Here is a 13,029-nt window from a genome sequence, read left to right as displayed (position 1 = left end):
GGGCGTGAACCACCCCCGCATCGCCGTCCTGGCCCTGCTCGCGGTCGCGGCAGCCTGGGGCTCGACGTTCTTCCTGACCAAGGACCTGCTCACCAGGATGGACGTCGCCGACTACCTGGCGTTGCGGTTCCTGATCGCGTCGGTCGCGCTGATCCTGGTCCACCCACCCGCGATCGGGCGGTTGAGCCGCCTCGACCGCGGCCGCGCGGTGGCCCTCGGCGTCACCTACGGCATCGCCCAACTGGTGCAGACCGAAGGCCTGCGGCACACGTCGGCGAGCGTCTCCGGCTTCGTCACCGGCATGTACGTCGTGTTCACGCCGCTGCTCGGCGCGGTGATCCTGCGGCACCGGATCGGTCGCTGGGCCTGGGTCGCGGTGATCCTCGCCACGGTCGGCCTCGGCATCCTGTCGCTGCGCGGTCTCAGCCTGGGCAAGGGCGAGCTGCTCACGCTGGCCTCCGCCGGGCTCTATGCGCTGCACATCATCGGTCTCGGGGCCTGGTCGACGTCGAGGAACGCCTTCGGTCTGTCGTCACTGCAGATGGTCGTGATCACCTGTGTCTGTGCGATCGGTGCCGTGCCGGGCGGGTTCTCCGTCCCGAGCACCGGCGGCGACTGGGTGGCCGTGGTGTACATGGCGCTGGTCGCCGGAGCGCTCGCGCTGATCGTCCAGACCTGGGCCCAGGCACACCTGACTCCCACTCGAGCGGCGATCGCCATGACAATGGAGCCGGTGTTCGCGTCGGCGTTCGCGGTGCTGTTCGGTTCGGACAGTCTGACCTGGCGGATGCTGGTCGGCGGCGCACTGGTGGTGTCGGCGATGTATCTGGTCGAGCTGGCACCACGGCGTAAGTTCGAGGCGCAAGTGCAGCACCTGGCGCAATAGGAGTGCGGATGCGGGACGACAGCGGGAGGCGCGGCCGGTGGTACCCGGTCGTCGTCATCGCGGTCCTGCTCGCGGTCCTGGCCGCCGGCGCGATCAGCAACCTCGTGCGGCATCCACAGCCTCGTCTGGTCGCGGAGGGCATCCCGGGTCGCCCGTCCGCGCTTCCGGCGTCGTCACGCAGTAGCGACAAGTACGACGACCTGGTCCGGCACGCACTGGCCGACCTCGACGGGCTCACCCTGCCCAACGGCGCCGCACTGGCCGGCTGGGACGGCCCATGGCGGTACGTCTGGCCGCGGGACGCGTCGTTCGTCGCGGTCGCGCGCTGCGCGATCGGACAGTACGACCAGGCGCTCGACGTACTGTCGTTCCTGGACCGGGTGCGGCCGTCGGCGGGGCGATGGGAAGCGCGGTACACCGACAGCGGCGGTCTGGTCGGCGACGGTCGCTCGCAGCAGCTGGACGGGTCGGGGTGGGTGCTGTGGGCGACGTGGTTCTGTCACGCCGGCGGTAAGTACTGGGATCTGGTGCGGCAGTCCGCCGACCAGATCATCAAGGAGCTCGGGTCCGACGGACTGCCTGCGCCGTCGTCGGACTACTGGGAGCGCCCCGAGAGCGAGCTGACACTCGGCACGGTCGCACCGCTGCTGACCGGGCTGCGGTCGGCGGTCCGGATCGCCACCGACCAGCAGCACCCAGCTGAGGCCGCTCGCTGGCGGAGTGCACTCGACACGTTGTCGAAAGCAACCGACAAGACATTCGGACCGGACTACCCGCGGACCCCGGCGCAGGCGACCAGCTTCGTCGAGCCAGGTGTCGCACCGATCAGCCTGGACGGCGGTGCGGATGCGATCGTCACTGTGCTCGGTCCACCCTTCGCTCCGGCCCGGCCCGTCGTCACCACGGCCATCAACCGAACTCACGCCGTACTGACCCAGCCGAACGGTGGAGTGACGCCAGGAGAAGACTGGCGAGCTGACGGGGTGTCGTGGACGCCGCAGACCGCGTTGTTCGCGCTGAGTGCGGCAGCGCGCGGTGACAAGGCCACGGCGAACAGTCTGCTCTCGTGGCTCGATCAGCACCGGACGAGCACCGGTGCATTGCCGGAGAAGGTCAATAGGGATCTGCAGCCGGCCGGCGAGGCACCACTCGGCTGGACCGCCGCACTGGTCGTCCTCGCCGACTCTGCTCTGCAGAACCCTCTGCCTATCCCCTAGTCAGACACGACGTAGGTCAGCAGATCTCCATGACGTCGTGCGTCGGAGCATCCGGGCGGGTAGTACTCGTCTTGCCGCTGTAGAAGAACGCCGTCGAGGCGATGTCGTCCTGCAGCGGGAGGTAGCGGCCGCCGGACCGCCAGCCGAGGGCCTGGACGTCGACGCGGAGCTTCTCCTTGAAGCGGATCGGGTCTGGGAGGTGGAAGCGGTACATGCCGAACCGCTGCTGGCTCTGGTACTGCCCGTCCGGCCGGATCACCTGCGGCATCCCGAGGTACGGCGTACTGAACTCGGTGTACCCGCCCAGGTCCGGTACGTCGAAGTTCCACGCGCCACCGAAGTAGTCCTCGGTACCGGTGCCGCAGATGGTCGGGAACTCGTCGTCGCCGTCCAGATAGAACTTCACCTCGCCCTCACCCCACCAGCCGGTGCTGTTGACGCCCCAGGCCAGGTAGGTGCCGACGTAGTGACCAGGACCCTCCACACCGTCGAGCAGCGTGTGGACCGTCGCGGACGGCAGCGGGTTGCTCCGTCGCCACTGGGTGTGCAGGTACGCCGACTTGTCGGCGACCGCGCCGAGCCAGTAGTCCACCTGGAAGTACACGACCACGGCCTCGTCGTGCGTGTTCTCCAGCGTCAGCGTGGCCTGCTGCTGGAACGGCATCTCCCAGTAGCAGTTGAAACCACCGTTCGGGTTCACAGCGACCGGGAGTGAGTTCACCTGGGCGAACTTGCCCCAGCCGGAGCAGAAGAAGTCCCCGACCGGCGCCTCGATCGCCGGCGCCTCGTCACCGTCCCAGTGCCCGCGCAATACCAGCCGGCGCCAGTGGTCGACGTGCGTGGTGAGCCAGATGTGCGTGATGCAGCCGGAGCCGGCGATGTCGGCCAGCGTCGCGGTCTCCCCCGGCCCGATCTCGATCGACGGCGAGACCTTCCAACCCTGGCCGAGGTCCCGGGCCGCGCGCGCACCGGTCCCCTCGGTCCGCCGCCCACCCTGACCGGGCTCGCCGGTCGGGTTCTCCGCACTGATGGAGCGCGTCTCGACGTCGGCGAGCGCACTGATGCCGGTGAGATTCCCAAGAGTCATACCCGCGACCTTAGGCGCGACCAGGTCCGCCGAGAAATCGATTGCCCGCCAAGTGGACGCGCGGCGGAACTGTCCGGGCGCGAGGAGCGGTCAGCAGGAGGTGACCTTTGCCGTCAGGCCGGTGAAGGAGACGCAGGCCCAGGGGCGACCCTGGTCGCGCTTGGCGCGGACGATGAGCGGGTAGGCGTCGGCGCCGCGGACCTGCGGGTTCTTCTCGGTCGGAAGTGACCCCACCGCACCGCCGCGCGCCTCGGCCGCGGCCCGGACCTCTGCGACGGTGGCTACGCTCTCCGACGCCTTCTGCGCCGCCTTCTGGGCATCCGTCGCGACCTCGAGGGCGAACTTGATCTCGGGCGGCTTCGACCAGGTCGTCTGTGACACCGGGATGATCAGCCCGAACATCACCAGGCCGATCGCGGTGATGATCTGCCGGATCCGCCGGGTCTGATCGGTCAGCAGCAGCCCGGCGCAGCAGATCGCCAGGAAGACCGTCAGCCCGCGCATGATCCAGTGCCGGTCCAGTCGCCCGTCCACCGCGAGTCCGGCCGCGAGAGCGATCACCAGGCAGAGCACGGCCGCACCCAGCGCCCGCACCCGTGGAGACAGAGATTGCATGCCGCAGACGATAGACGGCACGCCTTCAAGAACCCGCAGCCACCTGCCGCGCGACAGAGCGAGGTCCGGTGTGCTCGACCCGCGTCCAGCCCTTCCAGCCGCGCTCCTCCAGGATCGCCAGCAGGTGCACGCTGTGCGGCGACGATTCGACCATGACCGCGTCGAGCAGATCGACGAACTGATCGTCGAGGCTGTCCCCATCCAGTTCATCGGCTTCGACAGCGCGCAACAGCAGGCGTTCGAGGATGTCGGCGAGCTCGACGATTCGCGGATCACCGACCGGCCAGTCGAGTGCACTGCTGATCAGGCTGTAGAGCTCGACCATGTCGGGATCGTCCAACTGCTGGTGCTTGCTGGCGATCACGGCCCCGATCGACTCCGGCGCTCGCGCGGCGACCACGATCCAGGCATCCCGTTCCATCTCGAGGTAGCGCTCCTCGACACCAAGCCCGCGCAGTCGGTCGAGATACCCCACGACGCTCTGCGGCAGCGCCAGGTGCTCGCCGGCTGACAACCGGGCGAGCCTCGTGCGAGTGTCCTGCAGGCGGCGTACCTCGGCGCGCAACTGCTCGTCGATCCCGCGAACGCCGTCGGCGAACTCGTCCGGTCCGGCATCGAGAAGCTCCTGCACCCGCGCCAGCGGTACGCCGGCATCCGCGAGGGTGCGGATCCGGATCAGTCGCACCACCGCGGCCGCGTCGTACGTGCGGTACCCGGAGTGGTCGCGGGCAGGCTCCGGCAGCAGCCCGATCTGGTGATAGTGGCGTACGGCGCGCACAGTCGCCCCGGCGTACGCGGCCAGCTCGCTGATGGTGAGCATGCGACTCAGCCTGCCTCAGGCGATCTTCCGGCGGTAGGCGGCGAGCGCGACGACGTACGCCACGACCAGGATGCCGACGCACCACGCGAGGGCGACCCAGATGTCGCCGCCGACCGGCTGCCCGGCGAGCAGGTTGCGGATCGAGTCGACGATCGACGTCACCGGCTGATGCTCGGCGAACCAGCGCACCGGACCCGGCATGGTCTGCGTGGGCACGAAGGCCGAGCTGACGAACGGCAGGAAGATCAGCGGGTACGCGAACGCGCCCGCGCCCTCGACGGACGCCGCGGAGAGTCCGGGGATCACGGCGATCCAGGTCAGGGCCAGCGTGAACAGGACCAGGATGCCGGCCACCGCGAGCCACGCCCGGACGCCGGCACTCGAGCGGAAACCCATGATCACCGCGACGCCGACGATGATCACCAGCGAGATCAGGTTGGCGACCAGCGAGGTCAGCGCATGGGCCCAGAGCACGCCCGACCGCGCGATCGGCATCGACTGGAAGCGTTCGAAGATCCCGGACTGCAGATCGGTGAAGAGCCGGAAGGCGGTGTACGAGATGCCCGAGGCGACGGTGATCAGCAGGATCCCGGGCAGCAGGTAGTTCACGTACGAGTCCGTGCCGGTGTTGATCGCGCCGCCGAAGACGTACACGAACATCAGCATCATCGCGACCGGCGTGATCACGGTGGTGATGATGGTGTCGACGCTGCGGGTGACGTGGCGCAGGGTCCGGGTCGTGATTACGCCGGTGTCCGTGAAGAACTGCTTGGTGGAAGTCATCGTTGTTCCTCGTTGGTCGCGCCGATGATGGCGAGGAAGATCTCTTCGAGCGTCGGCTGCTTCTCGACGTACTCGACCTGCGCGGGCGGGAAGAGCTGCTTGAGCTCGGCGAGGGTGCCGTTGGCGATGATCCGGCCGTGGTGCAGGATCGCGATCCGATCGGCCAGCTGTTCGGCCTCGTCCAGGTACTGCGTGGTGAGCAGCACCGTCGTTCCCTGGCCGGCGAGTTCCTTGACCAGGCCCCACACCTCGAGGCGGGCCTCGGGGTCCAGTCCGGCAGTCGGCTCGTCCAGGAAGAGCACCGGTGCGTCGCCGATCAGGCTCATCGCGATGTCGAGGCGACGACGCATGCCACCCGAGTACGTCGACGCCCGGCGGGCGCCCGCCTCGGTGAGCGCGAACCGGGCGAGCAGGTCGTCCGCGACCCGGGCCGGGTTCTCCAGGTGCCGCAACTTGGCGACGAGGACGAGATTCTCCCGGCCGGTGAGGATGTCGTCGACGGCGGCGAACTGACCGGTGAGACTGATCGACTCCCGGACGTTCGCCGGTTGGGTGCCGACGTCGAAACCGTTGATGTGCGCGGTCCCCGCGTCGGCCTTCAGCAGCGTGGCGAGAATCCGTACCGTCGTCGTCTTGCCCGACCCGTTGGAGCCGAGCAACGCGAAGATGCTGCCGCGCGGCGCGTCGAAGTCCACGCCCCGCAGTACCTCGACCTCCCCGTAGGACTTGGCGAGTCCCCGCACGCTGATCGCCGTACCGCTCATGTCTGTCCGCCTCTCGTTTCCGGGTAGCTTGCCGGGTTGACGCAGCGTCAAGGTCAAGCCGTTCGGCGCAGGGTTGTGGCCGTTGGTCGCGGGGCGCGCCGGTCAGGATCGTGTGACGCGGACGGTCCTGGCAGATTCGGAGTCCCACCGCCCCCTAGGGAATGGATCCGGATCGTGGCTGATGACGTGACCGAGAACCCGGGCTCCTGGAGCATTTCGCGGCGTCGAGCACTGCAGCTCGGTGGAGGTGCGGCCGCCGTCGGCGCCGTCCAACTGCCGGCGCTGCGGACCGAAGCGGCGCCCAGCGGGAATCAGGCCGTGCTCACCGAAGGCACCAACTTCATGGTGTCGGTGTCGCCGGACGGGAAGTGGCTGGCGTTCGACCTGGTGACAGCGATCTGGGTGACACCGGCCGCGGGCGGTACGGCGCGGCGCCTCACCGACGACCTGCAGGACGCGACCCGCCCGCGCTGGTCGCCGGACGGCCGGTCGATCGTGTTCCAGTCGTACCGGGACGGGAACTTCCATCTCTGGTCGATCGCACCGGACGGTAGTGGCCTCCGGCAACTGACCTCCGGGCGCGACGACCACCGCGAACCGCAGGTCGCCCCCGACGGCCGCTCGATCGTCTTCTCGTCCGACCGCGGTGGCAACGGCAGCTACGGCGTACACCGGCTCGATCTCGCGAGCGGCGCGATCGTGGCGCTGACGGACGACCTGAGCGAGGAGGCCGAGCCGACCGTGTCGCCGGACGGTACGAAGATCGCGTTCACCGTCGACACCAGTTCGATCGTCGAGCTCGACCTCACCACGGGTGCGCGTACGACGCTGGTCGCGGCAAAGACCGGGATCACGGTGTTCGGGCCGTCGTACTCCCCCGCGGGGAAGCTGGCCTACGTACGGCTGACCGGGCCGACGTGCGATCTCGTGGTGGACGGTCAGCAGGTGACGACCGGCAAGGACGTGTTCGCGCTCCCGCCGTCGTGGGCGTCCGCGACCGACCTGTTCTACAGCGCCGACGGTTCGGTGCACCGGTATCACGCCGGCGGCGGGCACACCGTCGTACCGTTCTCGGCGACCGTTCCGGTGACGTCGAAGCGGCCACGGCCGAAGGCGCCGGACCTCGAGTCGCCGGCGAAGCGGCCGGTGCGCGGGATCGCGAGTCCGACTGTGTCGCCGGACGGGAAGTGGCTCGCGTTCCGGGCACTCAACGCGCTCTGGCTGGCGCCCACCGACGGCAAGAGCCGGCCGCGGCAACTGGTGGCCGACGGCTACTTCAACTCCGACCCGGACTTCTCGCCCGACGGCAAGACGTTGCTCTACGCAAGCGATCGGGACGGTACGGCGGACCTCTGGCTGCACGATCTCGCGACGGGCAAGGACACCAAGTTGTCAAGCCTGCCCGGCGCACAAACCGCACCGCGGTACGCACCGGACGGCCGGCGGATCGCGTACCAGGACCAAGACGGGATCGCGTGGGTCCTCGACGTCACCTCCGGGCAGGTCCGCCAGCTCACCCCGACGCTGTTCCAGCCCGGCCGGGTCAGCTGGTCGCGCGATGGGACAACGCTCGTCCTGGCCGCGGTCAAGCCGTTCTCCAAGCGCTTCCGCGAGGGCACCAGCCAACTCCTGTACGTCGACGTCGCGACCGCCACCCTCGAGTACGCCGAGCCGATGCCGTTCCGCTCGCTCGCCACCCGCGGGGACGACGGGCCGGTGTTCTCCCCCGACGGCAGCCACCTCGCGTTCGTCGTCGAGAGCCTGCTGTACGTCGTACCGGTCGACGCCCGCGGCCGGTCCACCGGCGAGCCGCGCGCGATCACCGCCGAGGTGACCGACTCACCGGTCTGGCAGGACGACCGCACACTGCTCTACCTGAACAACGGAAAGTTGCGCCGGACAACGATCACCGGCGGCCGTCCGGAGACCGTCAAGCTCGACCTCCAGTACCGGCGGGCGATCGTCGATCAACACGTCACCATCCACGCGGGCGCGTTGTGGGACGGTCGTTCGACGACCCTCCGCCAGGACGTCGACATCGTGATCGACGGTGCGCGAATCGCCGCCGTACGGCCGCATGCGGGTCGCGCGGACGTCGACGCGTCGCACCTGACCGTGATGCCGGGGCTGATCGACGCGCACAACCACTGGCACCTGCGCGGACGGGCGTGGGGTGCGCGGCAGGGCAACCTGTGGCTCGCGTACGGCATCACCAGCACCCGCTCCCCCGGCGACCCGGTCTACCAGATGCAGGAGACCCGCGAGGCCCTGGCCAGCGGGGCGCTGCGCGGACCGCGGTACTTCGCGACCGGCGAGGCGATCGACGGGTCGCGGGTCTACTACAACTTCATGCGGCCGACGCTCTCGATCCAGCAGCTCGGTCTGGAGCTCGATCGCGTCGAGGGGCTGGCCTACGACCTGGTGAAGACGTACGTGCGGCTGCCGATCGAGTACCAGCGGCGGGCGATCGCGTTCGTACACCAACTCGGGCTGCAACTGTCGTCGCATTACCTCTATCCCGCCGAGCATCTCGGCATGGACGGAATGGAACACACCGGCGCGACGAACCGGCTCGGCTACTCGCATACGGTCAGCCGGCTGGGCCGCGCGTACGCCGATGTGGTCACGCTCTTCACCCGCGCCGGGTTGTCCGTGACCCCGACGCTGTTCAACTCGACGATGGCGCACGTCGACGATCCCTCGCTGCTGACCGACCGGCGTACGACGACGCTCTATCCGTCCTGGGAGTACGACGCGCTGATCGCCGAGGTCAACACCGCGAAGGGACCGGCCGGCGTCACCACCCGCGAACTCCTGCGGGGCAACGTCGACATGGTCCTCCGCATCCACCGCGGCGGCGGCCTGGTCATCTCCGGCACCGACACGCCCCTCGACAACATGGCCGTCTCGCTGCACGCCAACCTCCGCTCGATGGTCGCCGGCGGCTTCACCCCCTACGAGGCCCTCACCACCGCGACGCGGAACCCGGCCAAGTGGCTCGGTCTGGACGGCAAACTCGGCGTCGTCCAGGCCGGCGCCCAGGCGGACCTGTCCTTCGTCACCGGCGATCCGCTGGCAGACATCCGCGCAGCCGCCGCCGTCGACCGCGTCATGACCGCCGGGAATCTCTACACGGTCGACAACCTGCTGGCGCCGTACGCCGCCGGGGCGCAGGTCACTCCAGCCGTCCGCACAGCCAACGCCCCGCAACCCCTCACCCGACCCCAAGCCCACGCCACGGACTCCACCTACTGGTGGCACGAACCCGAATGGCTCCACCGAGCCTGCTGCGAAAGCTGACCCCCGCGTTTGGCGAGCCCTCGGTGGGGAGCTTGAACACCCTCCGGAGACCTTGAACAGGTAATAACCTGTTCAAGGTCCCGGTTATCTCTCCAACCCCCCGATGGCCGGTCAGAACGTGGTGGTGAGTTCCTGGGTCTGGCCGGTTTCGGAGGCTCGGTACGCGGACTCGATGATGTCGATCACGTGGCGGGCGTGTTCGGCGGTGACGATCGACGGGGTGCCGTCGCGGACCCAGTCGACGAGTTGCATGACGTCCTCGAACACGTGCTGCTCCTCGATCTCCCGGTGTACGCCGGTCACGTGCGGGAGCAGCGCCTGGTTGCCGGGGCCGCGCGGCGAGAGCTCGGAGGCGTCGCGGTTCGGGAAGTCGAACGGTACGTCGTTCAGCAGCAGTCCGTCGATCGTTCCCGCCGTACCGAAGTAGGCACCGCCGAAGCCACCGCGCATCGAGCCGGCCGCGGTTCCGGTCGCGACGCAGAACAGGTTGTCGCCGAAATCGATCAGCACGATCGTGTTGTCGTCGGCCTCCGTCGCCACGTCCGCGCCGGCGCTTCGGCGCACCGGAATCCGCACACCGGACATCGCCGTCACCCGCCGCGCCGGCCCGAGAATCCCGGTCACCGAATGCAGCGCGTACACGGTCATGTCGTACATCGGCCCGCCACCGGGCTTGCGGAAGTACCACGACGGATCGATGTTCGTCAGTACGTCGCTCCCTCCGCGCACCGACTCGTCCTCGTGATACGTCCCGAAGGCTGCTCCAGAACTCACCCAGGACAACGTCCCGATGGCGCCCTCGGCAATCAGTTCGCGGGTCCGCACGTGATGCGGTCGCAGCATCTCCCCCGGCGAGGCAACGATCCGCAGATCGTTGGCGGCCGCGAGCTCGATCAGCTCCGTCGCCTCCGCCACGGTCACCGTCATCGTCTTGTTGAAGTGCACATGCTTCCCGGCCTGCAACGCGAGCTTCCCCTGCTCGTAGTGCAGCCCGATCGGCGAGGCGATCGTGACCGCGTCGACGTCGCCGCGCGCCAACAGTTCCTCGTACTCCGTGAACGCGCGCTCCACGCCGAATTTCTCAGCCGCTGCCTCCGCCCGCCCCGGCACCGGATCACACACCGCGGCCAGCGTCACCCGCCCCGCGAGATCCGCTTGCCCCAGATGCGGAAGGAGCCCACGCACCGAGATACTCCCTGCCCCGACAACCCCGATCCGCACCGAATCCGCCATACCAGCGATCGTATTGTCCCCACCGACCCCACGCGCCCCCACGCGCGTCCGATGTCGCCTATCTGGGCGGGAGACCGTCGAGGACAGCGGCGAGAGTCTGCGGGTCACGGCGGGCGATGTTGTGGCCGACGGGAATGTCGTGAACCTGCCAGGCGGGGTCGTTGCGCAGTCGCTCGGTCAAGGCTTCGAACGGGGTGCCCGGCCACGAGCCACCGCTGATGAAACTACGACGTAGTGCGGGCCATGCGTTGTCCTTCAGCCTGATCGACTGGACAAAGCTCGGCAGCGGGTGCGGTCGCGCACGAGGATCGAGACCGTCCGGTACGGCGACCCACCGCCCGTCCGCGCCGGCGCCCGCGATGAACTGCTCACGAAACATCTCACTGGTCAACGTCCAGCACGAATCGCCATCGCCCGGAACGTACGCGTCGATAAAGACAACGTGCTCGAGCCGATCGCCCAGCCGATCCGCGACACCGGCGATCACCATCCCGCCGTAACTGTGCCCGCACAGCGCGACCGGCGTCCCGTCGCTGCGCTCGATGACGTCGGCGACCTGGTCGATGTGCGTATCGAGATTCGCCGGGCTGTCGAGGTCGGCCGGTCCGTCAGACTCCAACCCGGCCAGCGTCACCGCCTCTACCTCGTGCCCGAGCCGCGCCAACTCCGACGCCACCCCGTCAAACACCCACCCGCCCTGCCAACCCCCAGGCACCATCACAAATTTCACCGCGCCATCCTAGGTGCAGGCGGAGGGATAACCGTTGGTGTTGGGGGTTGTCTGCTGGTGTGGGAGCGAAGAACCCCCACTTCGAGGGGTTAACCCCTCTTGGCAGGACGGGCGGACACGGGGCGGCGCGGCGTGATCGGGCGGCAGGCTTGGGTGGTCAGGGTGGCGTGGTGTCCAGGGGGTTGGTGGTGATTCTGGTGGCGAGGCCGGAGGTGATCGCGCGGGCGGCTGAGCTGGTGGGCTTGCGGGCGGACTGGGCCTCGAAGCAGGCGAGGAACTCGGTGGTGAGGCCGAGGCGGGGGTACTGCCGGAGTACTTCGGCGCGGAAGGCCGGCGTGAAGTCCTCGACGTTCTTGCCCACGATGTCCAACGCGGCCGCTCGCGACAGCAGGTGGCCCTCAGCGTCGTCGGACACGTCGACGTCGGGCCACATATGCCTGACGATGACCTCGCCGAGGCGTTCGCGGCGCTCACTCGGCCACCCCGCACCGGAGGTGAACACCCGCGCGACATGACCACTCGCCTCCTCGAAGGCCACGGTGTGGCTGTCGAACTCCGGCGCCAGGCTGATGTCATGGAACATCGCGGCCACGAACAGCAACTCGGCGTCGTAGCGGATGCCGTGCTGATCGCCGTACCCCGCCGCCCACACGTACACGCGGTGCGAGTGGCTCAGCAAGGCCGGCGACAGGTACGCCGACGCGACATCCACCGCCGCCGACGAAGCAGCCGTATCAGGAATCATGCTTCGACCGTACGGCGCTGCACGCCCACACCGCTGGTCCAATCCGACGACCAGCACATGGGCCACCACAACGAGTCGCTGGAGACGTTGAGCTACGTCGCCGCCGTGACCGAGCGGATCAAGCTGGGTACGGCGATTCTCGTGGCACCGCTGCATGTACCGGTGATGCTCGCGCGCCGGCTCGCGACGCTGGACCGGTTCAGCGGCGGCCGCGTCGTCGCGAGTCTGGGACAGGGCTGGCAGCACAACGAGTTCGAGACGGCGAACGTGTCGAGCAGCCGCACAGGCGCCCGTACCGAGGAGTTCATCGCCGCGCTGCGCGCGGTCTGGGGATCGGACCCGGTGCGGCACGAGGGCGAGTTCTATCAGATCGCGCCGTCGGACGTGAGTCCTAAACCGACCCAGGAACGGATTCTGGTGCTGCTCGCCGCGAACTCACCGGCCGCCGTCCGGCGTGCCGGCCGGATCGCGGACGGCCTGATCCCGATCAGCTCGTCGGCGCAGGACCTGCGTGCCGTCGTACGCGCCTTCCACACCGCCGCCCGGGAAGCCGATCGCGACCCCGAGGACCTCGTGGTGGTCAACCAGGCGCCGTGGCCGACCCCGATCACCAGCGAACCGCTCGGCGCCAACCGGCCGTTCCTGGGCGGGTCGCCCAAACAGATCGCCGAAGACCTGGCCGCAGCCCGCGAGACCGGCGCAACCCAGGTCTACCTGGCCGCCGCCCAAGGCCTCGGCCTCGCCGAAGGCCTGCAAGCGACCGACCTGAACCAGTTCCTCGACCTGCTCGCCGAGGTCGTCCAAGCAGCCAACCAGCTCGGCGTCCTCGCACCATGAAGATCCGGCGGT

Annotated in this window: 12 protein-coding genes; 4 read left to right on the top strand and 8 right to left on the bottom strand. The window is 68.8% G+C overall.

Annotated features, from left to right (window positions below; translation table 11 throughout):
* Nucleotides 1–4: 4 nt before the first annotated feature.
* On the top strand, nt 5–886 hold the full coding sequence (locus AC0662_RS36010; protein ID WP_452203342.1) for a DMT family transporter: 882 nt from the start codon (nt 5–7) through the stop codon (nt 884–886).
* 8 nt (nt 887–894) lie between these two features.
* Nucleotides 895–2,103, top strand: coding sequence for a glycoside hydrolase family 15 protein (locus tag AC0662_RS36005; protein ID WP_478306281.1), 1,209 nt, complete (start codon nt 895–897; stop codon nt 2,101–2,103).
* 16 nt (nt 2,104–2,119) lie between these two features.
* Here the strand turns inward: AC0662_RS36005 and AC0662_RS36000 are convergent, their stop codons facing one another.
* The 5 genes from AC0662_RS36000 to AC0662_RS35980 all read right to left on the bottom strand — a co-directional run bounded on the left by AC0662_RS36000 (nt 2,120) and on the right by AC0662_RS35980 (nt 6,172).
* Nucleotides 2,120–3,190, bottom strand: coding sequence for a glycoside hydrolase family 172 protein (locus AC0662_RS36000; RefSeq protein WP_478306279.1), 1,071 nt, complete (start codon nt 3,188–3,190; stop codon nt 2,120–2,122).
* 90 nt (nt 3,191–3,280) lie between these two features.
* Nucleotides 3,281–3,805: a hypothetical protein gene (locus AC0662_RS35995; RefSeq protein ID WP_478306277.1), complete on the bottom strand. Its 525-nt coding sequence runs from the start codon at nt 3,803–3,805 to the stop codon at nt 3,281–3,283.
* A 25-nt stretch (nt 3,806–3,830) separates the two neighbouring features.
* Nucleotides 3,831–4,625, bottom strand: a complete 795-nt coding sequence (locus AC0662_RS35990) for a MerR family transcriptional regulator (protein WP_452203346.1) — start codon at nt 4,623–4,625, stop codon at nt 3,831–3,833.
* Between the two features lie 15 nt (nt 4,626–4,640).
* Complete coding sequence (locus AC0662_RS35985) at nt 4,641–5,408, bottom strand: ABC transporter permease (RefSeq protein ID WP_478306275.1); 768 nt, start codon at nt 5,406–5,408, stop codon at nt 4,641–4,643.
* Nucleotides 5,405–6,172: an ABC transporter ATP-binding protein gene (locus AC0662_RS35980; RefSeq protein ID WP_452203348.1), complete on the bottom strand. Its 768-nt coding sequence runs from the start codon at nt 6,170–6,172 to the stop codon at nt 5,405–5,407. The genes AC0662_RS35985 and AC0662_RS35980 overlap by 4 nt, the downstream gene beginning before the upstream one ends.
* Before the next feature lie 174 nt (nt 6,173–6,346).
* Here AC0662_RS35980 and AC0662_RS35975 point away from each other — a divergent pair, with 174 nt between their 5' ends.
* A complete protein-coding gene (locus tag AC0662_RS35975) occupies nt 6,347–9,472 on the top strand; it encodes an amidohydrolase family protein (RefSeq protein WP_478306272.1) in 3,126 nt (1,041 codons plus the stop codon).
* A gap of 111 nt (nt 9,473–9,583) precedes the next feature.
* Here the strand turns inward: AC0662_RS35975 and AC0662_RS35970 are convergent, their stop codons facing one another.
* From AC0662_RS35970 to AC0662_RS35960, 3 genes are all read right to left on the bottom strand, one after another.
* On the bottom strand, nt 9,584–10,705 hold the full coding sequence (locus AC0662_RS35970) for a Gfo/Idh/MocA family protein (RefSeq protein ID WP_478306270.1): 1,122 nt from the start codon (nt 10,703–10,705) through the stop codon (nt 9,584–9,586).
* 58 nt (nt 10,706–10,763) lie between these two features.
* Nucleotides 10,764–11,423: an alpha/beta fold hydrolase gene (locus AC0662_RS35965; protein WP_478306347.1), complete on the bottom strand. Its 660-nt coding sequence runs from the start codon at nt 11,421–11,423 to the stop codon at nt 10,764–10,766.
* Nucleotides 11,424–11,592: 169 nt separating this feature from the next.
* Complete coding sequence (locus tag AC0662_RS35960; RefSeq protein WP_452203351.1) at nt 11,593–12,180, bottom strand: HD domain-containing protein; 588 nt, start codon at nt 12,178–12,180, stop codon at nt 11,593–11,595.
* On the opposite strand from AC0662_RS35960, the gene AC0662_RS35955 reads away from it, so the two are divergent.
* Nucleotides 12,097–13,017: a TIGR03619 family F420-dependent LLM class oxidoreductase gene (locus tag AC0662_RS35955; protein ID WP_478306268.1), complete on the top strand. Its 921-nt coding sequence runs from the start codon at nt 12,097–12,099 to the stop codon at nt 13,015–13,017. The genes AC0662_RS35960 and AC0662_RS35955 overlap by 84 nt on opposite strands.
* Nucleotides 13,018–13,029 lie beyond the last annotated feature (12 nt).

The organism is Kribbella sp. NPDC043289, from assembly GCF_056436705.1.
This window is presented reverse-complemented; position numbering and strand designations above follow the sequence as displayed.

Excerpts from the sequence above, each read along its gene's own strand:
- AC0662_RS35965 (WP_478306347.1), bottom strand. The coding sequence starts at position 11,423 with ATGGTGCCTGGGGGTTGGCAGGGCGGGTGGGTGTTTGACGGGGTGGCG.
- AC0662_RS35985 (WP_478306275.1), bottom strand. The coding sequence starts at position 5,408 with ATGACTTCCACCAAGCAGTTCTTCACGGACACCGGCGTAATCACGACC.
- AC0662_RS35980 (WP_452203348.1), bottom strand. The coding sequence starts at position 6,172 with ATGAGCGGTACGGCGATCAGCGTGCGGGGACTCGCCAAGTCCTACGGG.
- AC0662_RS36005 (WP_478306281.1), top strand. The coding sequence starts at position 895 with ATGCGGGACGACAGCGGGAGGCGCGGCCGGTGGTACCCGGTCGTCGTC.
- AC0662_RS36000 (WP_478306279.1), bottom strand. The coding sequence starts at position 3,190 with ATGACTCTTGGGAATCTCACCGGCATCAGTGCGCTCGCCGACGTCGAG.
- AC0662_RS35995 (WP_478306277.1), bottom strand. The coding sequence starts at position 3,805 with ATGCAATCTCTGTCTCCACGGGTGCGGGCGCTGGGTGCGGCCGTGCTC.
- AC0662_RS35990 (WP_452203346.1), bottom strand. The coding sequence starts at position 4,625 with ATGCTCACCATCAGCGAGCTGGCCGCGTACGCCGGGGCGACTGTGCGC.
- AC0662_RS35960 (WP_452203351.1), bottom strand. The coding sequence starts at position 12,180 with ATGATTCCTGATACGGCTGCTTCGTCGGCGGCGGTGGATGTCGCGTCG.
- AC0662_RS35970 (WP_478306270.1), bottom strand. The coding sequence starts at position 10,705 with ATGGCGGATTCGGTGCGGATCGGGGTTGTCGGGGCAGGGAGTATCTCG.